Origin of the sequence: Desulfosporosinus shakirovi (genome assembly GCF_020595055.1) — a bacterium.
GTDB classification, from domain to species: Bacteria; Bacillota; Desulfitobacteriia; order Desulfitobacteriales; family Desulfitobacteriaceae; genus Desulfosporosinus; species Desulfosporosinus shakirovi.
Window position 1 is genome coordinate 18,284 of record NZ_JAJDOO010000017.1, and the last position, 17,284, is coordinate 35,567.

Genomic DNA, 17,284 nt, shown 5'->3' on the forward strand with positions numbered 1-17,284 from the left:
TTAAGGATTAAACTATTAAGGATTAAGAAACACCAATGAATTAGTAACTTAACATAGAAAAAATAACTGATTATTGAGCAAGTTGGGTCTTCTCAGATTTATATGATAATTAACCGCGAGCTATTGATGATTTGGTATGGATCTTGCTTATATTTCGAACCAGAGGGAATTTACCTACACAATAATATGGGGTGTTGGAAGTAAACGGTGCTAGGATTTATCCTCGAGTTTCAGACTTAGAAACAATAAGGAGGTTATTCAAATGTATTCAAAAGCTTATATTCCCTATGGTGGTTATTACAGTACACCTTTTGTTCGGTGGCAGGGGAGTTTGCAAAATGAACATGCCGTTGAACTGGCTGCGTCGACCACTAAAAAGTGGCTGGCGACAAAAGAAGTTGATCCAAAGATATTCGAATATCTTGTTTTTGGTAAAACCATTGGTCAACTGCATACTTTTTACGATAGTCCATGGGCGGCAGCTCTAATGGGAGCCCCAAATATTACTGGAATGCATATTACTCAGGCCTGCTCGACTTCCACGACTGTTTTAAATCAAGCGGCAATATCTATCGAAGCCGGTCTCTACGAAACCTCATTTTGCATGCTCACAGACCGTACTTCTAATGGTCCTTTCACAGTTTGGCCTAATCCAAAGGGTCCAGGCGGCGAATTGATAGCGGAAAGTTGGCTGATGGATAACTTCGCCAATGACCCTTGGGCCGGAGCAGCCATGATTCAGACTGCGGAAAACGTGGTCCAAAAAGTTGGCGGGATTACCAAGGAAGACGTAGACAGGGTTACGGCTAGACGGTACGAGCAATATCAGGATGCTTTGGCTAATGATCGGGCGTTCCAAAAACGTTATATGGTCTCCGCTGAATATAAAATAAGCAAAAAGAAAACGGGCCTAGTTGAAACCGATGAAGGCATTACACCCACAACTTTTGAAAGTTTGACTCCACTAAAACCAGTTATTCCAGGTGGAGTACACTCATTTGGTGCTCAAACCCACCCGGCTGATGGTAACTGCGGTCTTATTGTAACAACAAAAGATAAAGCTCGTGAACTGAGCTCAGATAAAAACATCGAAGTTCAGATCCTTTCCTATGGTTATGCCCGTGCAGAGAAGGCTCATATGGCAGCAGCAGTAGTTCCGGCATCCCAAATGGCGTTAGATAAAGCAGGTATCTGTGTCAAGGACTTAAAATCAATCAAATCGCACAATCCATTTACGGCCAATGATTTATACATGGCTAACGTAATGGGTCTTGATGTCATGAACATGAATAATTACGGTTGTTCGCTTGTTTATGGACATCCTCAAGGACCTACTGCCGGTCGGGGAATTATAGAAATGATTGAAGAACTGGCTATTCTAGGCGGTGGTTATGGTCTATTCACAGGATGTGCAGCTGGCGACACCGGTGCTGCTCTCGTTATCAGGGTCTCCTAACTTAGGAAGAAAGCCCGGCATAAGGCTAAGGAAGAGGCTGTTTCAAGAAGTCGTCTTGTTTATCAGTATCATGAAAGGAAGTGAAAATATGCCGAAAATCATCAAATCTGAAGAGATACGAAATTATGTGAAAGATGGGCACACCGTTTATACGACAGGCTTCGGGTTAGGAGGTTTTGCAGAGGAAGCAGCTGTCGGTATTAGAGAAAGTTTTCTTGAAACCGGTCATCCTCGCGATTTAACACTTTATTATGCTACAGGCGTCGGTAACTTTAAAGACCGCGGGGTTGCTCATTTCGCTCTTGAAGGACTCTTGAAGAGATTGGTAGCGGGACATTTTGCAGTTGCCGGACCCGATATAACGAGACTTGTCAGGGACAATAAGCTGGAAGCCTATACGTTGCCTCAGGGCGTGTTTGTGACGATGTCACGCAACATAGCCAGCAGGCGTCCTGGTATCTTGTCTAAAGTTGGCTTAGGTACCTTTATTGATCCGAGGATTGTTGGAGGGAAGCTTAACCAGAAAGCCATAGATAGTGAGGATCTCGTGGAACTCATAGAGTTTAAAAACGAGGAGTGGCTTTATTATAAACTTCCGAAGCTGGATGTTGTGCTTGTCAGGGGTTCGGTGGCAGATGAACGTGGTAATATCTCGGATTATCGTGAAGGGGTTTCTGTAGAAGGTTTATCCGCGGCGATGGCAGCGAAAGCTTGCGGCGGGATCGTCATCGCTCAGGTGGAACATTTAGTAAAAGCAGGAACGCTGCACGCCAAGCAGGTGTGTATTCCCGGTATCTTGGTTGATTATGTAGTTGTTGCTAAGCCGGAGTGGCATTATCAAACCATGTGTACGTATTTTAACCCAGCCTTTACAGGGGAAATAAAACTGGCGGCTGATCCTGTGTCGGTTAATTTGATGAGATTGGATGATCGGAAAGTCGTATGCAGGAGAGCGGCTATGGAATTGACGCCGGATGTCGTCGTTAATTTAGGAATTGGGATGCCAGATGGTGTGTCAAAAATTTGTGCAGAAGAAAAGGTTGCGGATCAGGTGTGTCTCACTACGGAATCAGGTGCAATTGGCGGCATGCCAGCACCAGGATTAGATTTCGGTCATTCTGTAAATGCGGAAAGTATTATCGGAACGGCATTTCAATTTGATTTTTACGATGGGGGTGGACTTGATATCGGATTTCTTGGGATGGGGCAGGTTGATGTGTTTGGTAATGTCAACGTCAGCCAGTTTGGTGGACGACCAATTGGAGCCGGAGGATTTATTAACATAACGCAAAATACTAAAAAGATTGTGTTTTGCGGAACTTTTACGGACGGAGCCGAATTGGAAATTGTCGAGGGTGAATTGATGATCGTGAAAGAGGGAAAGAGAAAAAAGTTCGTAACCGATGTAGAACAAATCACCTTCAGCGGGAAGTATGCCGTGAAGGATGGACAATCGGTTTTATATGTCACAGAACGGGCCGTTTTCCAACTTACGGCGGAAGGCTTGGAATTGATTGAAATCGCGCCGGGAGTTAAGCTGGAAAAGGACATTTTGGAGTTTATGGATTTCAAACCGATAATCAAAGATGTAAAACCAATGCCAGCGGAGATATTCCAAGAAAAATGGGGAAGGTTGGCTGAAATTCTCCAATCTAAAGGTAGTATTTAGGAGTTTTCAAAAGAGGAGTCTGATTAACGATGATGACGCGAATAGAGACTCTAAGCCTTCAACGAGAAGTAGTTTTATTATATCTGGCAGAAAAAAGGGAAAACCGCGCGAGATTGCTGACAGAACTAATGGATATCGATGACGAACTTGAAGAAATTGAGAAAGCGGAAGAATAGGAAAAAGTATGTAAGAACTAAAAAAATAGGAGGTACTGATAATGACAATTAAGAAAATTGGAGTATTAGGTGCTGGTTCAATGGGTGGCGGAATTGCTCATCTGGCAGCAGTAAAAGGGTTTGAAGTAATACTTTGTGATGTGGAACAGAAGTTTGTCGAAGGCGCAGTTAAGCGTATTGCTGGCTTTATGGATAAAAGCATTGAAAAGCAGAAAATGTCATTCGAAGAAAAAGATGCAGTATTAAAGAGGATCACGATCACGACTAAAATAGAGGACTTTGCGTCTGTTGATATGGTAATTGAAGCCATTTTTGAAGATATGGAAGTTAAGAAGAGTGCTTTTGAAAAACTGGATAAGATTTGTGGTCCTGAAACAATCTTTGGCTCGAATACGTCCTCCATGTCAATTACTGCATTAGCCTCAGCAACCTCCCGCCCGGATAAGGTGGTTGGACTGCACTTCTTTAATCCACCTCTGATTATGCGCTTGGTAGAAGTGATCAGAGGTTATTACACTAGTGATGAGGCCGTAAAGTTGGCCTCAGAGGCTTCACTAGGTTTAGGCAAGACCCCAGTAGTGGTTAAGAAGGACACGCCAGGGTTTATCGTAAATCGCGTCATGATGCCTCAATTCTTAGAAGCCATTCGCATTGTAGAAGAAGGTATAGCCACCCCTGAAGATATAGACACAGCTGTTAAACTAGGTCTAAACTATCCTATGGGTCCCTTCGAACTCATGGACTTTACCGGCGTAGAAATCTCAGTTCATGTAGCAGATTATTTATTTAATGAATCAAAAGACATTAAATGGAATCCTCCACAGACTATAAAAGCAATAGTACGGGCTGGACGCCTTGGCAAGAAGACTGGTGCTGGTTGGTTTGATTACAAAAAGTAAAGGAGTGTGATTTCATGACGTATGAAGCAATTCAGGTGAGTAAAGAAAACGGAGTGGCTACTATCACCTTAAATCGTCCTCCGATGAATCCCCTGAACACTCAAATATTTAAGGAGTTAACTCAGGCTATTAATGGATTGCAGTCCGACATATCTGTTAGAGCTGTTATTATGACCGGTTCAGGAGATAAGGCCTTTGCAGCCGGCGCGGATGTTACGGAAATGGCTAATCTGACCCCAGTTGAAGTTTACAACTTTTGTCAGGATTCTCAGATTGCCTTCAAAAGAATTGAAAACTTAGGAAAACCCGTTATTGCTGCCATTAACGGCCTGGCATTAGGAGGAGGGTGCGAGTTAGCTCTGTGCTGTGACTTCCGTGTGGCTGCCGATACCGCTAAATTTGGGCAACCCGAAATTGGTCTGGGCATTATCCCGGGTGCAGGAGGTACTCAGCGCCTGCCAAGGCTTATTGGTGCAGCGAAAGCCAAGGAACTTATTTTCCTGGGCGATATTATTGATGCTTCAGCAGCTTTAAGCTTTGGTCTTGTAAATAAAGTGGTACCCACAGAATCTCTTCTTGAAGAGGCTCAAAAACTTGCTAAGAGACTGTCCTCCAAACCTGCTGTGGCTATGGCTATGGCTAAATCAGCTATTAACACGGGGCTGAATTTAGATATCTCCTCTGCCTTAACGCTGGAAATCCAATGTTTTGTCACTGCTTTTGCCAGCGACGACCGTAAAGAAGGCATAGGAGCTTTTATGGAAAAACGGAAACCTAACTTCACAGGAAAGTAGACCCTTAGATAACTCGATGGAAGTGAGAGTGAGCCTATGAGTAACTTACCTAAAGGGGGGAGTTTCCTATTCGGTCAAACCAACCCTCAAGATATATTTACCCCCGAGGATTTTACACTTGAGCATAATATGATCTACCGTACAACTATGGGTTTCGTAAATGATAGTATATTGACCAGAATGGATGAGCTGGAATCCAAAAAGGAAGGCCTAATCAGGGAACTTCTAGAGGCAGCTGGAGAGTTAGGTTTAAACGGCGCAGATATCCCGGAAGATTATGATGGTATGAATATGGATAAAATCAGCATTACCATCATTGCCGAGTGTATCGGGAGGTCGGGTTCTTTTGCCATGACTCACGGTGGTCAGACTGGTATCGGCAGTATGCCCATTGTTATGTTCGGCAGCGATGAGCAAAAGAAAAAATACCTCCCCGGTATTGTCAGTGGTAAAAAAGTTGGGGCCTATGCATTGACTGAACCGGGGGCGGGATCGGACGCTTTGTCTGCCAAGACGAGGGCGGATTTAAGTTCTGATGGCAAGTATTACATACTAAACGGAACTAAACAGTTTATTACCAATGCTGGAATGGCAGACTTATTTATAGTTTATGCCAAAATTGATGGTGATAAGTTTACTGCTTTTATTGTTGACGGAGATTCAAAGGGGCTTTCTACCGGGGCAGAAGAACACAAAATGGGCATTAAGGGCTCCTCTACCCGGGCAGTAATTTTTGAAGATGTGAAAGTGCCCGTGGAAAATCTTCTATATGAAATCGGCAAAGGGCATGTTGTGGCTTTCAATATACTGAATCTGGGTCGCTATAAGCTTTCTGCAAATGCCTTAGGTAATGCTAAATATGCCTTGGAGCTAGCAGCCGCCTATGCTAACGACCGCAAGCAGTTTGGCACGCCAATCGCAAATTTTGGCCTAATTAAGGAAAAACTTGCTGAAATGGCTGTTAGAACTTATGTGACTGAAAGTATGGTCTATCGTACTGGGGGGTTGTTGGAAAACATACTGCACAGTTTGGACACCTCAGGTGATGACGGAGGACAAATAGCGGCCAAGGGTATTGAGGAATATGCTATAGAGTGCTCGATGAACAAGATTTTTGCTACAGAAGTACAAGCGTATTCAGTAGATGAAGGGGTACAAATTCATGGCGGCTATGGGTTTAGTTCCGAATACACAATCGAAAGACTTTACAGGGATGCTAGGATTTACCGTATCTTTGAAGGGACCAACGAAATAAACCGTGTCTTGATTCCAACCACCCTGCTGCGTCGAGCGTCAAAAGGGGATTTGCCCCTTCAGGAAGCAATCGAAAGTCTCAAGGAGAAAATCGTATCCGGAGGTCTGAACAGAGAAGGGGAAGCGGGTTTAGTACAGGCAGCGAAGGATATCTTCCTGCTGACTATGGGTGCCGGGCTTCAGAAATATGGGAGGGATTTGCAAAAACATCAAGAAATAGTTGGAAGACTAGCAGATATGGCTATTAGAGCCTTTGCCATGGAGAGTGCCTGGTTGCGGGCTCAGAAAGCTGCAGCTAATGAGGGTAAGGCCGAGGCAGAACTTAAGCTCTGTATGGCGATGACTTACATTAATGCTGCTGCAGGGCTATTGGAGTACTCTGCTAAGGAAACTTTGGCAGCCCTTGCAGAAGGTGAAGAGTTGGCAAGCCTACTGGAGGACCTGCAGAGGCTGACTAAGTATACTGCCCGAAATACGGTGGCCTTGAGGCAAGCGATTGCAGCAGCTATTTCTGAAAGTGGCAAATATGTGGTTTAACTAGAAAAGTTCAGTTAGACTTGCTAGAAATTTAATATAGACGGTCAAATGATTACCATAATCTCATGGGTATATTATTATTTTGAGTAGTAGCCTTCTTGAGTGTAGACAAGATCTAGCACTCGGAGGGCTAGATCATTTTATTTCGGTCTAATTACAGAACTAGAATTTCATGCAAGAAAGGCTAAAACATTTAATGGCTAAGGATTGTTTTTCAAAAAGGGGTTTATTCAGAAATGTCGAATAAATCAAATAATATTTAATATTCTAATATTAATTAAAAGAACAACTTATAATCGGATAGATTTTGGTGGAGACGTTGTCATTTCTATTTCAACCTCTAAGGATGGTGACAAAAGTGGCGTCTGAACATAAACAACAAAATTTTAACCAACAAGACTCTTATACGTTTGAGTTTAAAAAAACCCTCGAACAGCAGTTTTTACAACAGATTATTGACAATTCATCGGATGCGATATTTGTTATCGATAAACGTGGCAACGTTCTCTTGGCTAACTCAGGAACGGAGAAATTTATGGGATGTAAGGCGGAAGAGCTGATTGGGGAGAATGTAAAGGATTTACTGAAAAGAGGTATCTATGACTGTTCTCCATCCATGAAAGCTATTAAAACACGTTCTATTGTATCAGGGAATGTTAGAAATAGGCTCGGAATTCAGTTTATGGTTACCAGTAATCCGTTACTGGATGAAAATGGTGAGATTGTTATGGTCATCACTAATGCACGTGATAAAAATTTGGTTGATGAGTATATAGCGGCTTTAGATAAAGAAAGATTATCTGTGAATCGTTATAAAACTGCGGTAGAGTATTTGAGTGATGTGGATTTGGAGAATAAAGAGCTCGTGGCCGAGAGTCAGCAAATGCGCCAAATTATGAAAATCAGTAATGTTATAGCGAAAACAGACAGTACTGTAATGTTGATCGGAGAAACAGGTACTGGTAAAGAAATAATGGCTAGACATATTCATCGCAATAGTCTTCGATCGAAAGAACCGTTTATCCCCGTAAATTGTGCAGCGATTCCTCATGAATTACTGGAGTCGGAATTCTTTGGCTATGTGCGAGGGGCCTTCACGGGTGCAAATCCGCAAGGAAAACCGGGGTTGTTTGAAATTGCCGATAAAGGGACTTTGTTTTTGGATGAAATTGCTGAATTGACACTAGCGATGCAGGCTAAGCTGCTAAGAGTTTTAGAATCCAGTGAAGTCCAAAGGTTAGGTGATACGACCATTTACAAGGCCAATGTTCGATTTATCGCTGCTACGAATAGAGATTTAAAAGTAATGATGAGGCAAAAATTGTTTAGAAGTGACTTATACTATCGCCTTAATGTAATACCCATTGATTTACCGCCTTTAAAAGAAAGACCTGAGGATATCATTGCCTTTGCTCATAAATTTTTGGAGGAATTGAATAGAAAATACACTCTCAAGAAGAGATTTTCTATACAAGCGACACAAGCATTTTTAAAATATAGTTGGCCTGGAAATGTCCGAGAATTGCGGAATGTTATTGAAAGATTAGTGATTACGTCAGCTAATGACACTTTGAATTTTGATTATGATTTAGAATGTTTTCCTGAGATTAATATAGCTTATCAAGGAACTCTAAAAAGTGTTATGAAAGCCGTGGAAGAGAAGTATATAAATCAAGTTCTGGAAGAATGCAATGGACGAGTAGACGAAGCAGCTCGGAGATTAGGAGTCCACCGCTCCTTGCTGTATCGAAAGCGCGAAGTAAAATCCACATGACAAAACGTTACAGATACAGTTTTTAACAATTTAGCCACTTTTTCTTTACGATCTATTATAGAATAACTTATAATAAACAAGACACTCATGTTGGAGTGTCTTTGGCTTTGGCGAATTATTTCTTATGAGAGGAACAAAATTATGTGCTTGATCTTATTTGCATATAACTGCCATCCAAATTATCGTCTAATTCTCGCGGCTAATAGGGATGAGTATTTCCAGAGGCCAACAGAAAAGGCTCATTTCTGGGAGTCTTACCCTTGGGTTTTAGCTGGCAGGGATTTGGAAATGCGGGGAACTTGGATGGGAATAACCAGTTCAGGGCGTTTTGCTGCACTGACAAACTATCGAGATCCTTCTCAACAGCTTACGAATGCTGAATCTAGGGGGAAGCTGGTCAGTGACTTTTTATGCATGAATGAATGCCCAACCAATTACTTACAAGATGTCGTAAAATATTGCGAACTTTATAATCCGTTTAATGTCATAGCAGGAGATTCATCATGTCTTGTATATTATTCTAAACAAACATCGGAGCTTAAGGAACTTAAACCTGGGATCTATGGTCTTAGTAATCATCTCATAGATACACCTTGGCCTAAAGTCCTAAAAGGGAAACAAGCACTAGCCAATTACATAGAAAATAAAATCTTGATCAAAGCTCAAGCTCTTTTTGAGATTTTGGCCGATGAAGAAAAGGCAATGGATCACGAATTGCCGAATACCGGGATTAATTATGCTTTTGAGAAACAGCTATCCTCAATCTTTATTAAAGGTATGGATTATGGAACAAGGTCTTCTACGGTGCTATTGATTGATCGCAGCAATCATGTGATATTTACAGAGAAAAGTTTTTCCCCTGGCCAGAAAAACTCTATTGAAGTTAGCCATGAATTCAAAATAATATAACGGCAACTAAATTTAGATACCTTGAATCTCTTACAGAGAATGATAGTATAGAAAATAATTTAAAATTTTAAATGAGGTACGATTATGTCAAACAATAATCAGAAGCCAGTGATTCTTTTAGATCAGGTTCAATCCCCTCTAAATAAGCTCGAGCCCCTTACCAGGAAGGTATTCTTATCTCTTAACCCGCCTGGCCCACAAGATAACCGAGCAGATGTGGACCAAATACGTCAAGCGTTAGAGCGCAGTTGCGATGGCTTTGTATATATGCCGTTGGCAATAATGCCTAAGATACCTAGCATATGCAGGGGTGCCAATTGGCAACTTACAGCCACAGTAGCAGACACTGGACACGCCTGGGAATTAATTGACATAGAACCCGGCGATACTGCCCAAGAACATTACGGGTTGGCCATAGACATTGGAACAACAACCGTGGTTGTATACCTGATCAATCTCTGCGATGGCACGGTACTTAAACATGCTGCTGACTATAATGATCAGATTGCCATGGGTGAGGATTTACTGACCCGAATTCGCCATGCATCAGAACCGGGCGGTTTAGCAAGCCTGAAATCGGCGGTTTTGAATACCCTCAATCGTCTGATAAAGTGTCTTTATCCGTTGCCCACTGAGACAAGTAAGATTACCGCGGCAGCAATAGGGGCAAATACGACCATGATTCATCTTTTGTTAGGTCTGGACCCTGCTTCAATCTGCCGCGCTCCATATACTCCGGTTGTTAATAATCCGGGATTGATTCCGGCGGGAGAAATTGGCCTTGATATTGCCCCCTTGGCCCCAGTCTATTGCTTGCCCAGTATAGGCAGTTTTCTTGGTGGAGACGTCATAGGAGGAATATTGGTTAGTGGCATGCACCAACAGTCTGACATTTCCCTTTTTGTCGACATAGGGACAAATGGGGAAATCGTGTTAGGTAATGAAGAGTGGCTTGTCGCATGTGCTGGTGCAGCCGGACCGGCTCTGGAAGGCGGGGTTACAACCTATGGAATGCGGGCAGAACCAGGAGCAGTAGATCATGTTTCCATTGATCCAAAGACAGGCTGGGTACATTATTCAACAGTAGGAAATCTCCCTGCTCGCGGTATTTGCGGTTCAGGCCTGGTGGACACACTTGCCGGACTTTTCCTTAGCGGCATTATTAATCGAACTGCTCGTTTTCAGAACGGACAGAAGGAGTTTGTTATAGTCCCTGCCCATGAATCAGCCTCTGGAGAAGACATTGTTGTTTCTCAGGTCGATATTAATAATTTTATGGCGACTAAAGGGGCAGTCAACGCAGCTACGGATCTATTGATAGAAAATGTTGGATGTGATTGGCGAGAAATTAGTCATTTCTACGCTGCTGGGGCTTTTGGCCAATATCTGCCAATTGAGTCTGCCGTTACGATAGGTCTCTACCCTGATCTTCCAAGAACAGCGATCGTGCGCCTAGGTAACAGTTCAGGTGAAGCGGCCCGCCAAGTGCTCTTGTCCCGTTGCAAGCGTTTGGAAGCAGAAGGGATCGCAGGAAAAGCAACATATTTTGAGCTAAATGCTGATTCTGCTTTTATGGACAAGTTCGTCAGCAGCAAATTTCTGCCTCATACTGATCTAGATCGCTATCCTAGTGTCAGGGGAAGGCTCTTAGAGGTTTTCACTGACAAGAGCTGACCAGTTTTTTCCTTTATAGGCGTTATAACCACGTGTATGTGCATACCCATAAATTTTAGTACCCATAGTACTTTTTTCGAAAATATAACCGTAAGTTTCCCCATTAATAGCTAATTGGGCAGCCTTAAGGTGCTTCAAATTGTCTGTAAGTATACCCTTGCGATTTCGGCAGGCAATGACGTATCCAGCGCTGTTTATAATAAATATATCTCCATTCTTTCCTATTCGGGCAGAATCGATAATGTCGTAGATGTAGTTCCAATTGAATCGAGTAGAAAAATATCCGATTATTTGACCTCCATCATTACGAATTGGGCATGTATACGCCACGGTATGAGATTTAGCAACCGTGGAATAGTAAAGGTCACTTACCGATATGGTATTTTCAACCTTGGCAGCTTTAAACCAGTCTCTATCCGCCATGCTCTGGCCGATAAGTTCGTGATGAACACCAGCGGCAACGATTATTCCTTCAGGGTCTAATACGTATAGGTCATTATAGACCTCATAAATATCAACTAGTTTTTTTAGTAAGCTATTGGCAATTGAAGAACGGTCACTAATCGTTGTGCAGAAGCAGTTTTTAACTTTATCGAAACCAGCCCAGGCTTGGGCATCGCAATTGCGTTCGAAAAGGTTCCGATCAATCTTATCAATTGTGTCATAGGCCACATCGGCCATTCGTACAGCCATTACCTCGTTTGCTTTACTTTGAATATTTTCAATGATCGTTGTACTCTCTTTAGTTGAAGCTAAACTTCGTGTAGCGAGTTTTTTAATTTCGTCCGCTACTACGCTAAAGCCACGACCAGCTTCACCTGCTCTGGCTGCTTCAATGGCAGAATTTAGAGATAAGAGGTTTGTGTGCTGGGCTATTTGCCGGATGGATTCAATGACTTGACCCATTTCCTGGTTCGCGTCCTTGAGTTCGCTTAGTAGAATTGATGTATCGATAACGAGATTTTCGTTTGCCATGTAGATCTGATCACCCCTAAATAAAAATAGCCGACCTGAAAAAAACAGGTCGGCACCTTTGCCAATCTTTTTTCATTATACGACAGTCCTAGGAATTTGCAACGATTTCTTTTCAGGAAATAATCTTGATAAGAGCTGTTATATGTTAACTCTCACAGTCGGAATGGGGTACTTCAAACAATAATTTACTAAAGGTAAGTACATCGTTGAATTCGATAAAGTTATAGTCACTAATCTGGGCTTTTTCCATAAGGAGTGATATGGGAGTTGTTGTGAGGATAACATCTTTGGGCTGAAGTAATTGGTCAATTAGGCCAAAATGTTGAGGGTTAAAGCGGATAGCAATGTGGATTTCATTTTCCCAGGTTACTTGCAGGACATAGGCATCCTTAAGTTCTGTTGCAAACCAATGATAGGTATATTTAGAAAGGCCGGACTGGTTAATGGACCGGACTTGTTCGCTAAATTCTTTAACATAGAGAATAAGTACATCCCGACCGTTTTCTAGCTTGCCAAAAGCAGATTGTTCAGGTGAATAAGCCTGAGTAAACATAGAATTCCCCCAATTCATTGGACGCGTCCTGTCCTCTTATGTATATTGCAATTATAGACTATTTGTTTGTTAGAGTGAAGGGATAATCAATTCGGAAAGAAGGGAAATCAATGGGCAATCCTTGTGGAATGACAAAGGCTAAGATTTATGAGGAAACTGAGGTATATGGGATACCTGTTTATTATGGTTCTGGGGTTAATCCCGTCAATTCTCCTGCTCAGCTTTTTGTAGCGTGGGGCAGAGGGTCTTTATCTAATGGTTTGATCCATACTTTTAATATTGAATCAAAAGATCAAGGGGTATTGTGGTTTATTGATGAGCATGAGGCAGAGGCTCAATATGTCAAATACAAGAAATTCTAAGCAATATCAAATAGATAAGCATCTGAAGCAGAAGGGAAGATGCCAATAATTTCTAATTATTTTACCAACGACGACGCCCCCACCGCGTGGAACAACATTATCAAAGGAAACCGACGCCAAAAACGCCTGCGATGTCTGCGACTCCATCTGTCCATTAAAAATCAATCCTCCTCATAAGACTTAACGGTTTTTAGCTAGTTCAACGCCAGTTAGCGCATAATGTTATTCGCTAACTCATAATCCATTATAGGGGATTGGCGATTTGTCTCGTTCCGTTATATTCCATTGCGTTTCTAAAAATAAAGGGCGCTTTTTTATTGTCAGCATGTGTGGATCACACGATTTGGATGGAAAAACTAAAAGTGAAAAATAGCTATTGACATAACTTTAAAATCGCAGTAAATTAAAGTTTGTTCCAAATGTACGTGTGCGAACAATTCTTACAGAAACGAAAAAGGGGGATTGGAATGAAAAGAGTGGTCGGTATCCTATTAATTATTAGTGTTTTGCTTACAGGATGTAATAGTACAAGTCAAAAAGTTGAAACCGATACTGCTGTTGAAGTAATAAAACCTGTGTTTGTAATGGCAGGAATCGTTGATGCTAACGAAAAGGCCCAGATCACAAGCAAACTATCGGCTAAAGTATCTGATATTTCCGTTGAAGCAGGCTCAGTAGTAAAAAAAGGTGATTCCTTGATTACACTGGATACAAAAGATATTGAGGCTCAAGTGGCACAGGCTGAGGCCGGAGTTAATACAGCTCAGGCAAACTTAATTAAGATGCAGGCTGGAGCGCGACCGGAGCAGATAGCTCAAGCACAGTCAGCTCTGGACAGTGCTGAAATAAGCTATACTAATTCCAAAAATAACTTTGATCGAAACCAACAACTTTTATCAGCCGGAGCAATATCTCAATCTCAGTTTGAAACCGCTCAGACTCAGTTAGCTTCGGTGCAAGCACAATATAAATCTGCACAAGATCAGCTAAATCTGTTAATCATGGGAGAAACAGAAGAGTCTTTAAATGTCTTGCGAGCGCAAGTCGCACAGTCCCAAGCAGCCTTAGAATTTGCTAAAACTCAGTTGACTAATGGTACGATAGTATCTCCGATTTCTGGCATAGTTAGTGCAAAAAATATTAATCTTGGAGAATTGGCCTCCCCAGGGGCTATCTTGATTTCCGTAGTAAATGTTGACTCGTTGTATATAAAAGCTTCTCTGCCTGAAGGACTTATGGGGGATGTAAGTGTTGGGGAAGAAGTTGTTGTTAAAGTTGCGGAAATTAAAGATCAAGAATTCAAGGGAAAAATTTCACTGATAGATCCGGTGATCGACTCTCGCAGTAAAAGTGTTTTAGTGAGAATTCAAGTAGATAACCCCGACTCAATCTTAAAACCTGGAATGCTGGCTGAAATCGGCCTTATTAAATAGGGGTAGGTGAAGAATATGGCTGACAAACGAAAAAAACTAATCTCTCTAATAATTGTCGCGATGGTGATTGCCTTAGCCAGTGTTGGCAGCTATTACTGGTATGAAAATTCATATTTCGTTTCAACAGAGGATGCCCGAGTAGCAGGTGATCTAGTAAGCGTGAGTCCGCAGATTTCGGGGAAGCTTTTGGAACTGAATGTTGAAGAAGGTGATAAGGTCATTAAGGATCAAATCCTAGGGCGTCAGGGGATGAGCAACCCTCAGGAGTCTAACATAGATCAAACTGTTTTTAGAGCACCTATCAGCGGAATGGTTATTAAGAAGCAAGGAACTGTCGGGGAGTTTATTTCCACAGGTCAAACCGTTGCCATAATCGTTGATCCTGAAAAGCTTTATATCAGTGCTAATATTGATGAAACAAAGCTTACAAAGATAAAACAAGGTCAGAAGGTAGATGTTACGATTGACCAATTTTCGAATAAGTCATTTTCTGGGACAGTTAAGTATGTTGGTCAAGCTTCAAATTCTGCGTTTGCCTTATTACCTTCATCAACAAGCGGTACTTTCACGAAAGTCATCCAAAAAGTTCCTGTGAAAATTGAATTTGATAATAGTGATGTCACATTGCTGCCTGGTACTAATGCTGTCGTGAAGATTCATATTAAGTGATGGGGTGCATAATATGACAGGACATGACACACCAGAAAAGGATGATGACGGGTTATATAAGTGGTCGGCTTTACTTGTTGTTGTAATTGGTACGTTTATGGTGATGCTGGACAGCAGTATTGTTAATATTGCAATTCCCAAAATGATGAATGTTTTTGGCTCTGATTTGGAGACAGTAAAGTGGATACTAACTGGATACACACTTGCAATGGGTGCTGTAGTGCCTATAACCGGCTTCATCAGTGATACTTTTGGGATAAAAAAGCTGTTTATTGGGGCGTTAGGGCTCTTTACTATAGGATCATTTTTATGCGGCTTTGCTTGGAGTACTAATACCATGATCTCTTTTCGTGTGATACAGGCAATAGGCGGCGGTGCTATTATGCCAGTGGGTATGTCCTATATTATGCAGATTTTCCCCATTCATGAACGGGGAAAGGCCCTGGGCTTTTGGGGAATTGCTTCAATGTCCGCTCCTGCTATAGGACCTACTCTGGGCGGATATATCATTCAATATATGGATTGGCGCTTTATTTTCTATGTAAACGTTCCAGTTGGTGTAATTGGCGTTATAGTGGCTGCTTTGTTACTGAGGGAGACCACTCTCAAACCGTATAAAGGAAATTTTGATTACGTGGGCTTTATCTCCTCAATTTCTGCTATTGTCAGCCTTCTGTACGTTTTCGGTGAAGGTAATTCGATTGACTGGGGAAATGTAAAATTTCCACTTATTCTTGTTTTTGGTTTATTTAGTCTTCTGATATTCGTGGTAAATGAACTAACCCACCCCGAGCCATTACTTGAATTAAGGGTCTTTAAAGTATATAATTTTACACTAAGTCAAGTAATTTCAGGTGTAACAACTTTGGCAATGATGGGTGGCATGTATGTCTTACCTTTGTTCTTGCAAAATATAAGAGGGTATACGGCAATGGAAACCGGTTTAATCCTGTTCCCTTCCGCTATCGCTTCAGGATTAATGATGCCCATAAGCGGTGCTCTGTTTGACAAATACGGAGCAAAAGTCGTTACAATTCCGGGACTTATCATTGTCGCCTTTGCTACCTATGAAATGTCCAAGTTTAACATGAACACTGCAATGTCAACAATAACCTTAGTAGCAGCTTTAAGAGGAATTGGACTTGGCTTTTCAATGATGCCTGTCAATACGGCGGGTTTGAATGATGTGCCTAGGAACCTCTATGGAAAGGCAACGGCCTTGTCGACGACCGTTCGAAGTATATTAAGTGCCTTAGCAATAACATTTATGACGACTATGATTTCTACAAGATCAAGCGATAATTACGCTCGACTTACTGAGCAGATTACCTCCTTTAATCCAGCTTCTAACTCTCTGTTGAAGGGTTTGCAAGGGATTTATATGAATAGCGGATTAACACAAGGAGATGCACATGGGACAGCGTTGACAACCCTTGGAACAATGATTTATGCCCAGTCTTATCTGGATGCCATGAACTATGTGATTGCCATAACAGTTTTAGCAGTGGTTATTGCTATTTTCATGGTTCTAATGATGAGAAATAGTAAAAAATCTAAGAATAAAGAACCTGAAAAAAGTCTCGTCAAGGGGGAGGTATTAGATGGAACAGAATCAGAAGCTCGAATTGCAACAATCCTGGAGTAAAGATTCTGAACGAGTAGTATCTCTATTTAAAGCCATTCACAAGGTATATCGGGATCATCTCTACAAAAAATCCAGGCAATATGGTTTTACTGGACCTCAAATTGGCTTAATTATGGGTTTGCATAAGAACCCTTTTTCTACCTTGAATGAGTTGAGTGACTGTTTAGGTCTTTCTAAGAGTACTGTATCTGGAATTGTGGATCGCTTGGTCTGTCAGGGCGTAGTTATTCGAGAAATTCCTGAAAATAATCGGAGGATTGTGCGTCTTTCCTTATCACCTGAATGGCAAAAAAATAATGCCCTGCATGAGCTGATGAATAAGTACATCTACGACACTTTAAAGAACGCCAGTGAAGAGGAAATAGAAAAAATTATTTCTGGACTAGAGATCTTACATTCATTAATCAGCAAGGGTGAAACCTAAATTACCGAACGTTCCATAAATTAATTCAAAAAACGTTCGAAAAAATGTTTGACCAATCTCTATATTTCTTGTAAAATATAA

Annotated in this window: 16 protein-coding genes; 14 read left to right on the top strand and 2 right to left on the bottom strand. The window is 41.6% G+C overall.

Features of this window, described 5'->3' with window-relative positions:
- Positions 1-262: 262 nt before the first annotated feature.
- From LJE72_RS15085 to LJE72_RS15125, 9 genes are all read left to right on the top strand, one after another.
- A complete protein-coding gene (locus LJE72_RS15085) occupies positions 263-1,456 on the top strand; it encodes a thiolase family protein (protein WP_229248544.1) in 1,194 nt (397 codons plus the stop codon).
- Between the two features lie 88 nt (positions 1,457-1,544).
- Positions 1,545-3,125: an acyl CoA:acetate/3-ketoacid CoA transferase gene (locus LJE72_RS15090; protein WP_229248652.1), complete on the top strand. Its 1,581-nt coding sequence runs from the start codon at positions 1,545-1,547 to the stop codon at positions 3,123-3,125.
- Between the two features lie 29 nt (positions 3,126-3,154).
- Positions 3,155-3,301: a hypothetical protein gene (locus tag LJE72_RS15095; RefSeq protein ID WP_229248546.1), complete on the top strand. Its 147-nt coding sequence runs from the start codon at positions 3,155-3,157 to the stop codon at positions 3,299-3,301.
- 41 nt (positions 3,302-3,342) lie between these two features.
- On the top strand, positions 3,343-4,200 hold the full coding sequence (locus tag LJE72_RS15100; RefSeq protein WP_229248548.1) for a 3-hydroxyacyl-CoA dehydrogenase family protein: 858 nt from the start codon (positions 3,343-3,345) through the stop codon (positions 4,198-4,200).
- Positions 4,201-4,214: 14 nt separating this feature from the next.
- Complete coding sequence (locus LJE72_RS15105; protein WP_229248549.1) at positions 4,215-4,994, top strand: enoyl-CoA hydratase/isomerase family protein; 780 nt, start codon at positions 4,215-4,217, stop codon at positions 4,992-4,994.
- A gap of 36 nt (positions 4,995-5,030) precedes the next feature.
- The gene (locus LJE72_RS15110) at positions 5,031-6,785 is read left to right on the top strand and encodes an acyl-CoA dehydrogenase family protein (RefSeq protein WP_229248550.1); all 1,755 of its coding nucleotides are present in this window, start codon (positions 5,031-5,033) and stop codon (positions 6,783-6,785) included.
- 346 nt (positions 6,786-7,131) lie between these two features.
- Positions 7,132-8,559 carry a sigma 54-interacting transcriptional regulator gene (locus tag LJE72_RS15115; protein ID WP_396391200.1) on the top strand — a complete coding sequence of 476 codons (1,428 nt, stop codon included), beginning with the start codon at positions 7,132-7,134 and terminating at the stop codon, positions 8,557-8,559.
- Between the two features lie 141 nt (positions 8,560-8,700).
- The gene (locus tag LJE72_RS15120) at positions 8,701-9,468 is read left to right on the top strand and encodes an NRDE family protein (protein WP_229248552.1); all 768 of its coding nucleotides are present in this window, start codon (positions 8,701-8,703) and stop codon (positions 9,466-9,468) included.
- A gap of 84 nt (positions 9,469-9,552) precedes the next feature.
- Entirely contained in the window at positions 9,553-11,142 is a 1,590-nt protein-coding gene (locus tag LJE72_RS15125) for an ASKHA domain-containing protein (RefSeq protein ID WP_229248553.1), read from the top strand.
- Here LJE72_RS15125 and LJE72_RS15130 read toward each other — a convergent pair.
- Together LJE72_RS15130 and LJE72_RS15135 are read right to left on the bottom strand one after the other, a co-directional pair.
- Positions 11,116-12,117: a methyl-accepting chemotaxis protein gene (locus tag LJE72_RS15130; protein ID WP_229248554.1), complete on the bottom strand. Its 1,002-nt coding sequence runs from the start codon at positions 12,115-12,117 to the stop codon at positions 11,116-11,118. The genes LJE72_RS15125 and LJE72_RS15130 overlap by 27 nt on opposite strands.
- Before the next feature lie 145 nt (positions 12,118-12,262).
- The gene (locus tag LJE72_RS15135; protein ID WP_229248555.1) at positions 12,263-12,670 is read right to left on the bottom strand and encodes a hypothetical protein; all 408 of its coding nucleotides are present in this window, start codon (positions 12,668-12,670) and stop codon (positions 12,263-12,265) included.
- 110 nt (positions 12,671-12,780) lie between these two features.
- Between LJE72_RS15135 and LJE72_RS15140 the strand changes: the two genes are divergently transcribed.
- The 5 genes from LJE72_RS15140 (at position 12,781) to LJE72_RS15160 (ending at position 17,203) form a co-directional block, all read left to right on the top strand.
- A complete protein-coding gene (locus LJE72_RS15140) occupies positions 12,781-13,032 on the top strand; it encodes a hypothetical protein (protein WP_229248556.1) in 252 nt (83 codons plus the stop codon).
- A gap of 467 nt (positions 13,033-13,499) precedes the next feature.
- Entirely contained in the window at positions 13,500-14,465 is a 966-nt protein-coding gene (locus tag LJE72_RS15145; protein ID WP_229248558.1) for an HlyD family secretion protein, read from the top strand.
- Positions 14,466-14,480: 15 nt separating this feature from the next.
- Positions 14,481-15,134, top strand: a complete 654-nt coding sequence (locus LJE72_RS15150; protein WP_229248560.1) for an HlyD family secretion protein — start codon at positions 14,481-14,483, stop codon at positions 15,132-15,134.
- Positions 15,135-15,147: 13 nt separating this feature from the next.
- Positions 15,148-16,779: a DHA2 family efflux MFS transporter permease subunit gene (locus LJE72_RS15155; protein ID WP_229248562.1), complete on the top strand. Its 1,632-nt coding sequence runs from the start codon at positions 15,148-15,150 to the stop codon at positions 16,777-16,779.
- Positions 16,736-17,203 carry a MarR family winged helix-turn-helix transcriptional regulator gene (locus LJE72_RS15160; RefSeq protein WP_229248563.1) on the top strand — a complete coding sequence of 156 codons (468 nt, stop codon included), beginning with the start codon at positions 16,736-16,738 and terminating at the stop codon, positions 17,201-17,203. Before LJE72_RS15155 ends, LJE72_RS15160 begins: the two co-directional genes overlap by 44 nt.
- The last annotated feature ends 81 nt before the right edge of the window (positions 17,204-17,284 follow it).